Origin of the sequence: Prevotella sp. BV3P1 (genome assembly GCF_000479005.1) — a bacterium.
Lineage (GTDB): Bacteria > Bacteroidota > Bacteroidia > Bacteroidales > Bacteroidaceae > Prevotella.
In genome coordinates this window covers 105619-120922 of sequence record NZ_AWXC01000041.1, presented here as the reverse complement: position 1 = coordinate 120922, position 15304 = coordinate 105619, and the positions used below count along the sequence as shown (strand labels likewise).

Annotated in this window: 13 protein-coding genes; 11 read left to right on the top strand and 2 right to left on the bottom strand. The window is 48.0% G+C overall.

Going from position 1 to position 15304, the window contains the following annotated elements; all coding sequences use genetic code 11:
• Nucleotides 1–107: 107 nt before the first annotated feature.
• The 5 genes from murC to HMPREF1254_RS07515 all read left to right on the top strand — a co-directional run bounded on the left by murC (nucleotide 108) and on the right by HMPREF1254_RS07515 (nucleotide 5657).
• Complete coding sequence (murC, locus tag HMPREF1254_RS07535) at nucleotides 108–1481, top strand: UDP-N-acetylmuramate--L-alanine ligase (protein WP_023058089.1); 1374 nt, start codon at nucleotides 108–110, stop codon at nucleotides 1479–1481.
• Complete coding sequence (locus HMPREF1254_RS07530; RefSeq protein WP_023058063.1) at nucleotides 1478–2269, top strand: cell division protein FtsQ/DivIB; 792 nt, start codon at nucleotides 1478–1480, stop codon at nucleotides 2267–2269. Before murC ends, HMPREF1254_RS07530 begins: the two co-directional genes overlap by 4 nt.
• A gap of 62 nt (nucleotides 2270–2331) precedes the next feature.
• Nucleotides 2332–3771, top strand: coding sequence for a cell division protein FtsA (gene ftsA / locus HMPREF1254_RS07525; protein ID WP_023057988.1), 1440 nt, complete (start codon nucleotides 2332–2334; stop codon nucleotides 3769–3771).
• A gap of 51 nt (nucleotides 3772–3822) precedes the next feature.
• A complete protein-coding gene (gene ftsZ / locus HMPREF1254_RS07520; protein ID WP_023058041.1) occupies nucleotides 3823–5154 on the top strand; it encodes a cell division protein FtsZ in 1332 nt (443 codons plus the stop codon).
• A 53-nt stretch (nucleotides 5155–5207) separates the two neighbouring features.
• Nucleotides 5208–5657 carry a GatB/YqeY domain-containing protein gene (locus HMPREF1254_RS07515; RefSeq protein WP_023058067.1) on the top strand — a complete coding sequence of 150 codons (450 nt, stop codon included), beginning with the start codon at nucleotides 5208–5210 and terminating at the stop codon, nucleotides 5655–5657.
• Nucleotides 5658–5899: 242 nt separating this feature from the next.
• On the opposite strand, the gene recO is transcribed toward HMPREF1254_RS07515, so the two are convergent.
• Nucleotides 5900–6625 carry a DNA repair protein RecO gene (gene recO / locus HMPREF1254_RS07510; RefSeq protein WP_036878303.1) on the bottom strand — a complete coding sequence of 242 codons (726 nt, stop codon included), beginning with the start codon at nucleotides 6623–6625 and terminating at the stop codon, nucleotides 5900–5902.
• Nucleotides 6626–6847: 222 nt separating this feature from the next.
• Between recO and rpsT the strand changes: the two genes are divergently transcribed.
• Together rpsT and gyrB are read left to right on the top strand one after the other, a co-directional pair.
• Nucleotides 6848–7102, top strand: a complete 255-nt coding sequence (rpsT, locus tag HMPREF1254_RS07505) for a 30S ribosomal protein S20 (RefSeq protein ID WP_004348968.1) — start codon at nucleotides 6848–6850, stop codon at nucleotides 7100–7102.
• A 336-nt stretch (nucleotides 7103–7438) separates the two neighbouring features.
• Nucleotides 7439–9412 (top strand): DNA topoisomerase (ATP-hydrolyzing) subunit B, encoded by a 1974-nt coding sequence (gyrB, locus tag HMPREF1254_RS07500; protein WP_023058021.1) that lies wholly within the window; start codon nucleotides 7439–7441, stop codon nucleotides 9410–9412.
• A gap of 104 nt (nucleotides 9413–9516) precedes the next feature.
• Here the strand turns inward: gyrB and HMPREF1254_RS07495 are convergent, their stop codons facing one another.
• Nucleotides 9517–10548 (bottom strand): C1 family peptidase, encoded by a 1032-nt coding sequence (locus HMPREF1254_RS07495; protein ID WP_023058090.1) that lies wholly within the window; start codon nucleotides 10546–10548, stop codon nucleotides 9517–9519.
• An 83-nt stretch (nucleotides 10549–10631) separates the two neighbouring features.
• On the opposite strand from HMPREF1254_RS07495, the gene HMPREF1254_RS07490 reads away from it, so the two are divergent.
• The 4 genes from HMPREF1254_RS07490 (at nucleotide 10632) to HMPREF1254_RS07475 (ending at nucleotide 15300) form a co-directional block, all read left to right on the top strand.
• Nucleotides 10632–11891: a peptidase U32 family protein gene (locus HMPREF1254_RS07490; RefSeq protein ID WP_023058034.1), complete on the top strand. Its 1260-nt coding sequence runs from the start codon at nucleotides 10632–10634 to the stop codon at nucleotides 11889–11891.
• A 242-nt stretch (nucleotides 11892–12133) separates the two neighbouring features.
• Nucleotides 12134–12553 carry a SufE family protein gene (locus HMPREF1254_RS07485; RefSeq protein ID WP_023058108.1) on the top strand — a complete coding sequence of 140 codons (420 nt, stop codon included), beginning with the start codon at nucleotides 12134–12136 and terminating at the stop codon, nucleotides 12551–12553.
• A gap of 54 nt (nucleotides 12554–12607) precedes the next feature.
• Entirely contained in the window at nucleotides 12608–14764 is a 2157-nt protein-coding gene (locus HMPREF1254_RS07480) for a hypothetical protein (RefSeq protein ID WP_023058003.1), read from the top strand.
• Between the two features lie 5 nt (nucleotides 14765–14769).
• Nucleotides 14770–15300 carry an RNA methyltransferase gene (locus HMPREF1254_RS07475; protein WP_036874242.1) on the top strand — a complete coding sequence of 177 codons (531 nt, stop codon included), beginning with the start codon at nucleotides 14770–14772 and terminating at the stop codon, nucleotides 15298–15300.
• Nucleotides 15301–15304: the final 4 nt, after the last annotated feature.

The following is a 15304-nucleotide window of genomic DNA, read 5'->3' as shown; positions in this document are numbered from 1 at the left end:
AGAAAAGCATTGAACATGAAAGGTAACGTCCGCAAACGACGTTGAACGAAGCGAACGAGTTACCTGTAACTTTCGATAACTCCACAAGACAAAAGAAGAGAAGAGAAATGGACATAACAGAAATCAAGTCGGTTTATTTCATAGGGGCTGGCGGCATTGGCATGAGTGCCATCGCTCGCTACTTCATTCATAAAGGTGTAGTGGTAGCTGGTTACGACAAGACACCCTCCGCATTGACCAACCAGCTTGAGAAAGAGGGAATGCTCATTCACTATAAAGAGAGTGTGGAAGAGATTCCGCATGCATGTAAGAACCCTCAGACATGCCTTGTTATCTACACACCCGCCATTCCAGAAACCCATCAAGAGCTGAAATACTTCAGGGAAAACGGCTTTGAGATACAAAAACGAGCACAGGTGCTCGGCACATTGACACAGACACACAAAGGACTGTGCTTTGCAGGAACGCACGGCAAGACCACCACCAGCACCATGTGCGCGCACATCATGCACCAGAGTCATGTCGACTGCAATGCCTTTCTCGGCGGCATCTCAAAGAACTATGGCACCAACTACATTCTGTCAGATGCGAGTGATTATATCGTTATCGAAGCCGATGAATTCGATCGCAGTTTCCATTGGCTGCGTCCGTGGATGAGTGTAATCACCTCCACCGACCCCGACCATCTGGACATCTACGGCACAAAAGAGGCTTATCTGGAGAGTTTCCGTCACTATACCACCCTCATTCAGCCAGGTGGAGCGTTGATTATCCATCGGGATTTGGAAATGAAGCCTGCGGTTCAGGAGGGCGTAACCATCTATGATTACAGCAGGGACAAGGGAGAATTCCATGCAGAGAATATTGAAATTAAAAATGGTCACATCACTTTCGATTTCATTTCGCCCATGGAAAATGTAGAAGGTGTAGAATTAGGTCAGCCCATTCCCATCAACATCGAGAACGGCGTGGCTGCCATGGCCATGGCGCAACTGAATGGTTGCACGGCCGAAGAACTGCGATATGGCATGTCTACCTATCATGGAGTGGAGCGAAGGTTCGACTTCAAGATTAAGAACGACCGCCATGTGCTACTTTCCGACTATGCGCATCACCCAAAGGAGATATACCAAAGTGCCAAAAGCCTGCGCGAGTTGTATCACGATCGCAAGGTGACGGCCATCTTTCAGCCGCATCTTTACACCCGAACCAGAGACTTCTATAAGGAGTTCGCCAAAGCGCTGAGCCAGCTGGACGAAGTGATTTTGTGCGATATCTATCCCGCTCGCGAGCAACCCATCAAAGGAGTGACGTCACAACTGATATACGATGAACTTACCTGTAAGGAGAAGAGCATGATTCACAAGGAAGAGGTTCTCGACCTGGTGAAGCGACGCGACTTCGATGTCCTCGTGATATTGGGTGCCGGTGACTTGGATAATTACGTACCACAAATGGCTAAGATCATAGAAAGCAAGTGAGAAGAAACCTGAAAAAGATAATAACCATCGTACTGGACGTGGTGCTGGGCATCTATCTGGTCTTTGCTTTCACGGCATTCAACAAGCCTGATGAAACGGCCAACGTGTGCACAAAGGTGAGCATCGACATTGCAGACGAGGCCCAACATGGTTTTATCAACGCCGCAGAAATCAGGGATCGACTGGAGAAACACAAGCTCTATCCGTTGGAAAAGCCATTGAAATACGTGGATGTCCGCAAGATTGAGAACATGTTGAAGACCAGTCCGTTTGTCAATACGGCTGAATGTTACAAAACACAAAATGGACATGTCAACATCAGCATCACGCAACGAATGCCCATCGTGCGCATCAAGTCGATCAATGGTGACGACTATTATCTGGATGATAAGGATGCCATCATGCCCAATTCCAGTTACACGAGCGACCTTATCATTGCAACTGGCTACATCAACAAATGGTTTGCCACGCACTATGTGTCGGCTCTGAGCAAGGCATTGATGGGCAACGAGCTCTGGAAAAACCAGATAGAACAAATACATGTTCTCCCCGATCGTGGCATAGAGTTGGTTCCCAGGGTGGGTGACCACATCATTTATTTGGGTCAGTTGCCTACTAACAATGACCGAACGAAACGGTTCTCGCTGATTGAGAGCTTCACCAAGCAGAAACTCACACGTCTGGAAAAGTTCTATAAATATGGCCTTTCACAAGCGGGATGGAACAAATATTCTTACATCAACCTGGAGTTTGACAACCAAATCATCTGCAAAAGACGAAACAATTGAACGGATGTGAGAACAAAAGAACATAACACGAACAAAAAGATTTGATAAAGATATAAAAACGTATGGCAAAGGAATTTATCGTAGCTATTGAACTGGGATCGTCAAAAATCACAGGTATTGCAGGAAAAAAGAATTCAGATGGAAGCATCTCCATTCTTGCTGTTGTCAAAGAAGATTCCACCTCGTGCATACGCAAAGGTGTAGTTTTCAACATTGACAAGACAGTATTGTGCTTGACCAACATCATTAAAAAGTTGGAAACTACGCTCAAAACCAACATAGCCCGAGTCTATGTCGGGGTCGGAGGACAGAGCATCCGCAGCGTCAAGAACGTCATCATCAAGGATCTGCCCGCAGAAACCGTCGTTAGTCAGGATATGATTAACGAGCTGATGGATGCCAATCGCAGCATGACTTATGCAGAACAAGAGATATTGGACGCTGCCACGCAGGAATACAAGGTTGACGCGCTGTACCAATTAGACCCGGTTGGCATTCCTTGTTCAAGGTTGGAGGGTAATTTCCTCAACATACTTTGGCGCAAAACGTTCTACAAAAACCTCAACCAATGCCTCAACAAGGCGGGCGTGGAGATTGCCGAACTATATTTAGCACCACTGGCTTTGGCCGACGCCGTATTGACAGAGACCGAGAAAAGAACTGGCTGTGCACTGATAGACCTCGGTGCTGACACCACAACCGTGCTGGTATATTACAAAAATATCCTGCGCCATCTGGCCGTCATCCCATTGGGTGGCGAGAACATCACCAAAGACATCACTTCCTTGTTGATGGAAGACAGTCAGGCAGAGCAAATGAAATTGAAATACGCCTCGGCCTACACCGACAACAGTGACATTGATGACAACAAGAAATACCCTATCGACCAAGACAGAAAAGTTGATAGCCGCAAGTTCATCGAGATTGTAGAATCGCGCCTACAGGAAATCATTGAGAACGTTTTTTATCAGATTCCAAACGAATATGCCGACAAACTCATTGGCGGAATCATCCTTACAGGCGGCGGTTCAAACATGCCCAATATCGAGAAAGCCTTTACCAACCAAGCCCCAACGGAGAAGATTCGCATAGCCAAGTTTGTAAACCAAAACATCAATTCCAACCTCCCAGAGATCACAGCTCATACGGGAACGATGAACACCATCCTGGGATTGCTTGTCAAAGGCGACATCAATTGTGCTGGCGAAGAGATTACTGCCGACTTATTCCAAAGCAACGAACCCAAGCACACCACACCAACGCCCGCACCAGCCAAAGGTCCTCGATCGTATAAGGAAACATCCGGCACGGGCATTGTACAGACCGAAGAAGAAAAAGAACAGCTGCGTAAGCAAAAGGAGGAACAGGAAGAAGCTGAACGAAAGGCGCAGGAAGAGGAGCAACGCCGCATAGCGGAAGAGAAGAGAGAAAACTCTCCTGTCAACAAATTATGGAAAAGCATTAAAAACTTTGCCAGCAAAATAACCGAAGAGGAAGAATAAGCAGCAGTCCAATCACTACTTCCCAAGAACGAACCATTAAGAATTACAATTATGTCAGACAATATCAACACCCCTAACATTCTCGATTTTGGAGAACCAGACAAAGCAAGCAGCATCATCAAGGTAATCGGTGTTGGCGGTGGCGGTGGCAATGCCGTCAACCACATGTACCGCGAAGGTATTCACGACGTAACCTTCGTGCTCTGCAACACCGACAATCAGGCGCTCAACGATAGTCCGGTACCCTTCCACTTGCAGCTCGGCAAAGAAGGATTGGGAGCTGGCAACAAGCCCGAGAAGGCACGCCAAGCCGCCGAAGAGAGCCTCGAAGACATCAAAAACATGCTCAACGACGGTACCCGTATGGCATTTATCACGGCCGGTATGGGCGGTGGTACGGGTACAGGAGCCGCTCCGGTTATCGCCCGCGTCTCCAAGGAACTAGGCATTTTGACCGTTGGCATCGTCACCATTCCTTTCCGCTTTGAGGGCGATAAGAAGATTAACCAAGCCTTAGACGGCGTGGAGGAAATGGCCAAGCATGTGGATGCCTTGCTGGTGATTAACAACGAACGCTTGCGAGAGATATACCCTGACCTCACTGTACTCGACGCTTTCGGCAAAGCCGACGACACTCTGAGCATTGCTGCCAAGAGCATTGCGGAGATTATCACCAACCACGGACTGATTAACCTCGACTTCAATGACGTGAAAACGGTGCTGAAAGACGGTGGCGTGGCCATCATGAGCACGGGCTTTGGCGAAGGAGAGGGCCGGGTGAAGGCAGCCATCGAGGACGCATTGAACTCTCCGCTGCTGAACGATAACGACATCTTCAACTCCAAAAAGATACTGCTCAGCATCAACTTCTGTAATGAAAAGAATGACAACAGCGGTCTGATGATGGAGGAAATGAACGATGTGAACGACTTCATGGGACGCTTTGACAGCGACTTTGAAATCAAATGGGGCATCGCCATCGACCCAGACCTTGGCAAAAAGGTAAAAGTAACCATCTTGGCCACAGGTTTTGGCATCAGCGATGTAGAGGGAATGGACAGCCACATCGGCAAACGTCATTCGCAAGAAGAAGCCATGCGCCTGGCCGAAGAGGAAGAACGAAAGATACAACTCATCAACCGCAAGGAGCAATATTACAAGGATGGGAAAAACTCTAAATACAAACGTCACCCGCACGTCTATCTCTTCAGCAACGAAGATCTTGACAACGAGGACGTTATCCTGGCCGTAGAGAGCTTCCCCACCTACAAACGTACGCGTCAGATGCTGGACGACATACGCAAACAGGCATCGGGTGAGCCCAAGGAACCCGAACAAAAAGAGAACAATGAACCCATACAGGGCCTCATCAGTTTTGAATGAAACAATATACACCGACGACAGCTCGTCAACAAATACAATAAAACATCAAACAAATGGCACTATTTGAAAAGGTTAACGAAGACATCAAAACCGCAATGAAAGAGCGTGACAAGGTAGCACTTGACACGCTGCGTAACATCAAAAAAGTTTTCCTCGAGGCCAAAACAGCACCGGGAGCCAACGATACATTGGAGGATGCAGACGCCTTGAAGATTATCCAGAAGCTGGCCAAGCAAGGCAAAGAATCGGCACAGACGTACATAGACGCAGGTCGACAGGAACTTGCTGACGCTGAATTGGCACAGGTTTCGGTCATCGAGCGTTATCTGCCCGAGCAATTGTCGGAAGCCGAAATAGAGAAAATCGTCAAGACCATTATCGACCAAACGGGTGCCGCAAGCATGAAGGATATGGGAAAAGTTATGGGAATGGCCAACAAACAATTGGCTGGCAAAGCTGATGGCAAAACCATTTCAGGCATCGTTAAAAAGCTGCTCGCCTAATTCTTAAACTCAATTTCGCCATCTGCGAACCCAACGGCAAGAACCCTTTGAAACACTATGTACCAAAGGGTTCTTGCCGTTTTCTTTTTCCTTGAAAGTCAAGACTTTAAAACCTGACCTGCAATTGCATTGAGTTTGGGGTGCAAAGTCATGCACTTTGCACCCCAAAAGCATGTAGATTGGCACCCAAAGTCAATGACTTTGCAAAGCCAGCCCACAAAGGCTTGAAAAGCAACCGGTGGCTACCGAAACAAATCTTGCAACACCGAGAGCGATTTCAGTTCGGGGAACGAAGGGATGTGCAAGCGATAGTAGCGCAATATCAAGTTGGCGCAACGATTGCGTTCCTCACGGGAAAAGCGAAAAAGATGCATCGTTTCATAGTTCATCCGCATCAGTTGACCAATCTTCGCCGCCTCGTTTGGGGGAATAAAGTCGGGATGTAAGGGAACGAGAGAGCAGAACACGCCGTTGCGAAGGTCGAAGAAATCGCCCGCATGCCAGTTCTCAAGATTTGGATAAAACCCGATGAAGCGCGTCAGATGCATCATGAACACCAGGTGAAAGTTTGCGAAAGCCCCCTCCGCCGAATCCAACCAACGAATGCTGTTCTCCACATATTGATACAATGCCCCCACCTCATGCTCGCCGCGCACGCTGAAATACAAGAACTCTGACAAGAACAAGGAGATGGACAACTTATAAGAATTGAAAGGTATGGTAGAGAACGGATAGGCCAGCCGCATCTCCTTGATGCGCTGCAACTGCTTGTTAGGACGCTCATCAAACTCGATATCCAAGATAGTGAGCGGCTGAAAATAGGGCTTTCCTACTCTGCCGCCTTTGCCTTTGCGCATACGCTGGATAAAAGAGACGTTCCCCGTAGACTGGGTGAACAAATCTGTTATCAACTGAGAATCGCCATATTTGATGGTTCGTAGTACAATAGCTTGCGTCTTTACTAACATCTGAACGTGGGTTTGAATGGCAAAAATACTGATTTTCATACATTCAATGAAAAATTACAGCATAAAATTTGGTTGGTAAGGAAAAATGTCATAACTTTGCACCCGCTAATCAAATGGCACGGTCCCTTCGTCTATCGGTTAGGACGTGAGATTTTCATTCTCAAAAGAGCAGTTCGACTCTGCTAGGGACTACACAAAAGAAATAAAAGAAGTAAATAGAAGATGGCAAATCACAAATCATCACTTAAAAGAATCCGTCAGGACAAAGTTAAGACTTTGCACAACAAATATTATGCAAAGACCATGCGTAATGCTGTACGCAAGTTGCGTGCAATGACCGACAAGGATGAGGCTGTCAAGCTGTATCCTGAAGTACAGAAGATGGTAGACAAGCTGGCCAAGACCAATGGCATCCACAAAAACAAGGCTGCCAACCTGAAGTCAAGCCTCTGCAAGCACATCAGCAAACTCGCATAAGTCCATCTGACGACCCTACATACAAAGGTTACATTTCGAAAGAAGTGTAACCTTTTGAGGTTTCACCCACCTCAATCTCATCCTCCGTTGACACAGCACAGCGTCTATCCCAATCTTCAAGCAGGCGATTCGTCACAGGTTCGTTGCCGACCAACACAGGCTACGAGGTGGGCAAGAACTACAAAATACCAGAAAACAGAAAAACTTTATTCGCATCTTTAAACCACATAAAAAAGGCAAACGCACGCCAGCCTTTTACGCATTTTTAGCAACAAAAGATTTCCTCATTTGGCGGTAATTTCGTATCTTTGCATATCATAATATACAAAACGACAAATGGCAGAAAATCAGAATACCGAAAACAATTATTCGGCCAGTAACATCCAAGTCTTGGAAGGACTTGAGGCTGTTCGCAAACGCCCTGCAATGTACATCGGTGACATCAGTGAGAAGGGTCTCCATCACCTGATTAACGAGACCGTGGACAACTCTATTGACGAAGCGATGGCAGGTTATTGCACCGACATTGAAGTGACCATCAACGAAGACGAATCAATTACAGTACAAGATAACGGTCGAGGCATTCCAGTAGACCAGCACGAAAAACTGCACAAGTCGGCCCTGGAAGTGGTCATGACGGTACTCCATGCTGGCGGAAAGTTCGACAAAGGCTCGTACAAAGTCAGCGGTGGTCTGCACGGAGTTGGTGTAAGTTGCGTTAACGCGCTATCCTCTCACATGACATCTCAGGTGTTTCGTGACGGCAAAATCTACCAACAGGAATACGAAAGAGGAAAAGCCCTCTACCCTGTGAAAGTCGTTGGAGAGACCAACCTACGTGGAACACGTCAGCAATTCTGGCCAGACAAATCTATATTCACAACCACTCACTTTCAATGGGACATCATTGCGAGGCGCATGCGAGAGCTGGCGTTCCTGAATGCAGGCATCCGCATTACTCTTACTGACCTGCGTCCCAATGAGGAAGGCAAAACACATACGGAGGTTTTCCATGCCAAAGACGGCCTTAAAGAGTTCGTCCGCTATGTTGATCGGCACAGAACTCACCTCTTCGACGATGTCATCTATCTGAAAACAGAGAAGCAAGGCATCCCCATTGAGGTGGCCATCATGTACAATACCGACTATTCTGAGAACATACACTCGTACGTTAACAACATCAACACCATAGAGGGTGGCACGCACCTCACAGGTTTTCGCGCCGCACTGACACGCACGTTGAAGACGTATGCAGACAACGACCCCGTTATTTCAAAGCAAATTGAAAAGGCAAAGATAGAGATTGCAGGTGAAGACTTCCGTGAAGGACTTACCGCTGTGATATCTATTAAGGTGGCAGAGCCGCAGTTTGAGGGGCAAACCAAGACCAAATTGGGCAATAGTGAGGTATCAGGAGCCGTGCAACAAGCTGTTGGCGAAGCACTTACCAACTACTTGGAAGAGCATCCCACCGAGGCAAAACAAATCTGTGAGAAGGTGGTTCTGGCAGCTACGGCACGTATTGCGGCACGAAAAGCGCGCGAGAGCGTTCAGCGTAAGAACGTCATGAGCGGTGGAGGACTGCCAGGCAAACTGGCCGACTGCTCCAACAAAGACCCAAAAGATTGTGAGATATTCCTGGTGGAGGGCGACTCCGCAGGTGGATCGGCTAAGCAAGGACGCGACCGATACACGCAAGCTATATTGCCATTGCGTGGTAAAATTCTGAACGTGGAAAAGGTGCAATGGCACAGAGTGTTCGAGGCCGAGTCGGTGATGAACATCATTCAGAGCATCGGCGTACGCTTTGGCGTAGACGGAGAGGACGACCGAGAGGCCAATATCGACAAGTTGCGCTACGACAAGATTATCATCATGACCGATGCCGACGTCGATGGTTCGCACATCGACACACTCATCATGACGCTGTTCTATCGCTTCATGCCCAAAATCATCGAAGAAGGTCACCTCTACATCGCTACCCCACCGCTTTACAAGTGTACATACAAGAACAAGGCCAGCGAATATTGCTACACCGAACAGCAACGACAGGCCTTCATAGACAAGTACGCCCAGGGCGAGGAAGACAGCAAGAGCATTCACACGCAGCGATACAAAGGTCTTGGTGAGATGAACCCTGAACAATTATGGGAAACGACCATGGATCCAAAGACCCGTCTGTTGAAGCAGGTTACTATCGAGAACGCAGCCGATGCAGACGAGATATTCTCCATGCTTATGGGTGATGACGTGGAGCCACGTCGTGAATTTATTGAACAAAACGCAACCTATGCGAACATTGATGCATAGGCGCTAAATAAGTAAAAGCTAAGGGGCATGCTATCAATTTGCATGCCCCTTTTTTAATAATCTAATGTGCAGTGTGGGCCAACCCTTGTTGTTATGAAGTTTTATCACACTCCATAGGCCGCTTGACTCATGTAAACAGCCACCGTTTTCAAACGCAAATAATTGTTGCTAAGATACATATACCCACCGAAAGGATTGTTCTTACCCCACGAATTCTTGGCAATATAGTAGGTATTTCCTCGCTCATCGTGCGCCAATCCCACCAATACCATACAATGGTCGTCAGTAGTTTTCAGTGTTTCAAACTGCCTTTGACGCGCTGCTGGCGTAACGTTTACGGCTTCATTGGGCAACTTAGCCACGCCCTTTGCAAACGAAAATCCCGGCTCGCTGATATCTCCTTCCCAACAAACGGGATGCCCCGTCTGCAAAGCCCGCTTGACATGTGCCATCAATGTGTCCAGGGGTACATTCATAAAGGTGTCGCGGTACCGATTATCGGGTATCTCCAAAGCAAACGAATGCCCGTATGGATGGTGCGTAAAACTGGTTAATAAGAGATATTCATGAGGTAAACAAACGCTGTGGGCAAACTGTTTTGGCGTATATTCAGCATGCCTGAAAAAGACAAACCGCGGCATGAAACCAACTTCAGCGTCCAACATTTTATCCACAAGCCCATCCATTTTCTGCAAACTTGCTGACCGCGAGGCCGCCAACTGCACCTTTCTGGCCAACACATTGTAATTCACTTGCTGACTATGATACGTGTCCTCATGCAACATGCCATATCTTTCCAGCAAACGAAGAGCCATCGATGCCGTCCCACGAAGCGACACCTGCTTTCTTCCTCCCGCAAAGAAAGCCTCACGAGCCTGTTCCTTCAGCAACATTCGAGCAAGATAATCAACCGACAAGTTGACCGAGTCGCCCATCATCAACCGTTCCGATTCGATGGTTCCCAGCATGGCATACGCCCAACAAAGCGAACTGCTTCCCTGGTTCTGCACGGGAGTGGCCTTCAACATCACATCCGTTTTGAACTGATGATGCCGTACCTCGTTCGACTTATTAGCATTTCTGCAAGCCGAAACTAAAACCAACGTGCCGCACACAAACAATAGTATCTTTCTCATCTCAGTGCAAAGATAATACAAAAACCGAACAAATCGCACAGCTTTACTTTGCAGTTATTACAAATAAGCGTAACTTTGCATGTATGAATTATCAGTTATCAGACTTTGAAATCATGGCACCCGTGGGGTCCAGAGAGAGCCTCGCAGCCGCCATTCAGGCCGGAGCGGGAGCGGTATACTTCGGCATCGGCCAGCTCAACATGCGCTCGCACTCGGCCAATCATTTTACGATTGACGACCTGCACGACATCGCCGACACGTGCAAGGCACACGGCATCAAGACCTATCTCACAGTGAACACCGTGATTTACGGCGAGGATATCCCAACCATGCGCAAGATAATCGACGCGGCAAAGGATGCCCAAATATCGGCAGTGATTGCCAGTGACGTAGCCGTGATGACCTATTGCGTGGAGAAAGGAGTAGAAGTGCACCTCTCCACCCAACTCAATATCTCCAACATTGAGGCCCTGAAGTTCTACGCCCGCTTTGCCGATGTGGTGGTATTGGCGCGCGAACTGAACCTAAAACAGGTGAAAGAGATTCACCAACAGATTGTCGAACAGCACATCTGCGGCCCCCATGGCGAGCTCATTCGCATCGAAATGTTCTGTCATGGTGCGTTCTGCATGGCAATCAGCGGCAAGTGTTACATGAGTCTTCATGATGCCAATCGCTCGGCTAACCGTGGTGAATGCGTGCAAATCTGCCGCCGTTCGTACACCGTTACCGACAACGAGACGGGCAACCAGCTGGAGATTGACAACAAATACATCATGAGTCCGAAGGACTTGAAGACCGTTCGCTTCATTAACCTCATGATGGATGCAGGCGTGCGGGTATTCAAAATCGAGGGCAGGGCACGCGGACCAGAGTATGTGTACAACGTGGTGACGTGCTACAAAGAAGCCATTCAGTCGGTTATCGACGGCACTTTCACCGAAGAGAAGAAAGATACTTGGGACAAACGCCTGTCCTCAGTCTTCAACAGAGGATTCTGGGACGGCTATTACCAGGGTCAGAAGCTGGGCGAATGGACGAAAGAGTATGGCAACAAGGCTACCGAGAAGAAGGTCTTGGTGGGCAAGGTGGTGAAGTATTTCTCTAACCTTGGCGTGGCAGAGTTGGCCATCGAAGCCGCAGAAATAGAGCTTGGTGAGCATCTACTCATCACGGGTCCCACAACTGGCGTGATGTATTTCGACGCCAACGAGATACGCTATGAGCTGAAACCGGTACAAAAGGCCGAGAAAGGTTGGCGCATCTCCATTGCCGTTCCTGACAAAGTGCGCCCCAATGACAAGCTGTTCAAGATAGTAAGTGCGGTGAAACGGGATGTGTGAAAACTGCGGCCTCTCCCCCAACCCCTCCCCAAAAGGGAGGGGAGTGATTAGCCTGTTTACTGCATGATATTGTCAAAACCTTGAAAATTCAACGTGAACAAACCATAAAGTTCAAAGCTCAATGTTCAATGTTCAAAGTAAACAAACCATAAAGTTCAAAGCTCAATGTTCAATGTTCAAAGTAAACTGACCATAAAGTTCAATGTTCAAAGTTCAATGTTCAAAATTAAAAACTCCTCAATATGACCATTAACGAATTGCAAGACGAAGTAATAGAAGATTTTTCAGAACTGTCCGACTGGATGGACAAGTACCAAATGCTCATCGACTTGGGCAACGAATTGGATCCATTAGACGAACGGTACAAAACCCAATCGAACCTCATTGACGGCTGTCAAAGTCGCGTTTGGCTGCAATGTGATGAGAAAGAAGGCAAGTTGTACTTCACAGCCGACAGTGATGCGCTCATCGTTAAGGGCATCATAGCCCTGCTCATCCGCGTGGTCAGCGGGCATACGCCCCAGGAAATCATGGATGCAGAACTCTATTTCATCGACCGCATCGGCCTTCATGAGCATCTATCCCCCACCCGAGCCAACGGTTTGCTGGCGATGGTAAAGCAGATGAAGATGTATGCGCTGGCCTTCCAAGCCAAGAATTGACGAGCTGACACCTCTAAATATAAAAACAACGCCCAACACACAAACCAACACATCATGAAACACCTATTGATTATTCTGGCCTTGCTCATCAGCTGTGCAACAACCAACGGGCAAGTAAAACGCGAAAAAACAACGTTTCAAACGGACGCACAGTGGAAACCAGTCACCGACATCCGTGCCGATGTGGTGATGTGTTATGGCACCCTAGTACACAAAGGAATGACCTTTGAAGAGCGTGTCAAGTCGTGGCGCGACCGCGGATACGTAACCCATTTCATGACAGGCATCGCTTGGGGCGAATATCAAGACTACTTTACAGGCAAGTGGGACGGTCGGTGGCACATTGATGAAGGACAGTTTGAGCAGAACGGAGATTCCATCTGGCATGGACATTTGGTTCCCTACATTGTTCCCAACGACAACTTTTTGACCTATTTTAAGCAAACTCAGATCAAGCGAGCCATTGACGCAGGCATCGATGCCATCTTCCTTGAAGAGCCTGAATACTGGGCTCGTGCTGGCTATAGCGATGCATTCAAGAAAGAATGGAAGAAGTATTACGGTTTCGACTGGCGGCCTCAGCATCTTTCAGCGGAGAATACATACCTATCAAACAAACTGAAATATCACCTGTACTACAAGGCTTTGGAAGACTGTTTCACCTATGCAAAGGCTTACGGTCAAAGCAAAGGCATGAATGTAAGATGCTATGTACCCACCCATTCGCTGCTTAACTATTCACAATGGTCCATCGTCAGCCCCGAAGCCAGTCTGGCTTCGATGGACTGTGTGGATGGATATATCGCACAAGTATGGACCGGAACGTCACGCACACCCAACTATTTTAACGGCAATGCCAAAGAAAGGGTGTTCGAAACAGCTTTTCTTGAATACGGATGTATGGAGTCGATGACGGCACCTACCAAACGAAAAGTCTTCTTCCTGACCGATCCTATCGAGGACAGAGCGAAAGATTGGGACGACTACAAGCGAAATTATCAGGCCACATTCACAGCCAAACTGCTCTATCCTCGCAACAACAACTATGAGGTGATGCCGTGGCCCGACCGCATATATGAAGGACTTTATCGCGTCAGCACCAACAGCAACGAGCGAGCTAACATACCACGATTCTACTCTACGCAGATGCAAGTGATGATTAACACGCTGAACCACATGCCGCTGTCCAACAATCAAGTGAGCGGATCGCAAGGCATCAGCGTGCTGATGGCCAACTCCTTGATGTTCCAACGAGCTCCCAAACCGATTGAAGGATATGACGATCCACAGCTTTCCAACTTCTATGGAGAAGCTTTACCCTTCATCAAACGCGGCGTTCCAGTGAACATCGTACATATAGAAAACACGGGATATCCCGACACCTGGAAGCATACAAAGGTGCTGTTGATGTCGTATTCCAACATGAAACCTCTCGACAGCAAGGCTCATCAGTACATCGCCAACTGGGTAAAGCAAGGTGGTGTACTGGTTTATAGCGGCAGAGACGATGATCCTTTCCAGCGGGTATTGGAGTGGTGGAACCAACATGGCAACTCTTATTCGGCACCTTCACAGCATCTCTTCGAACTGATGTCTATGCCAAAGAATGCCACAGAAGGCCGCTATGCCGTGGGGAAAGGTGCCGTTTACGTGATTCGTCAGGATCCGAAGGAATTTGTTTTGCAGGCAAATGGTGACAGCAAACTGGTCGACACCGTGAAAAAAGCCTACGAAAACGATGCCAAGGGCGGACAATTGCAATGGAAGAATGTATTTACCCTGTCGCGTGGCAACTATGATTTGGTGTCTGTCATCGACGAAAACGTCGTCAGCAACCAGCCCTACACAGCCAAAGGCCGGTTCATTGATTTGTTTGATCCGCAGTTACCGATACTTTCCAGCAAAACAGTTAGACCTGGAGAGCAGGCTTTCCTGTACAACATCAACCGCATCAAGAATAAGAAACAACCGCAAGTATTGGCTGGAGCGGCACGCGTATATGACGAAAAACGCACCCAGAAGAGCTACTCATTCGTAGCGAAAAGCCCCAAGAACACTACGAACGTGATGCGGGTGTTGCTACCCAAGCAGCCCAAACTGGTGGAAATCAGCGGCGAGAAAGTCCGACACACATGGGATGTGAGCAGCAAGACACTGCTCGTTCAATTCGAAAACGATCCCGATGGCGTACAAGTTTCATTAAAATGGTAAGAAAATTGAGAAAATTAAAGACCATAGAAATGCAGCGGTTGTCGGTCAAAGACTTCAAAGCGGCCGACAAACTACCGCTGGTTGTCGTGCTGGACGACGTGCGATCATTATATAATGTGGGGTCGGTATTCCGCTCATGTGATGCCTTTCGGGTAGAAGCGGTGTACCTCTGCGGCATCACGGCCACCCCTCCACACCCCGAGATACACAAGACAGCCTTGGGTGGAGAGGACAGTGTGGACTGGCGATATTTCGCATCGGCCACCCAAGCGGTGGAAGATTTGAGAGAAAGGGGATACTGTGTTTACGCCATCGAGCAGGTGGTAGGCTCCACTAAGCTGCAACATTTGTCTGTTGACCGCAGTCAACGTTACGCCGTAGTCTTCGGCAACGAGGTGAAAGGTGTGCACCAAGACACGGTTGACGCATGCGACGGATGCCTGGAAATACCGCAGTTTGGCACCAAACACTCGCTTAATGTTTCCGTCACCGCTGGCATCGTGGTATGGGAGTTTGCCCAAAAACTGCTGTTGTAATCAT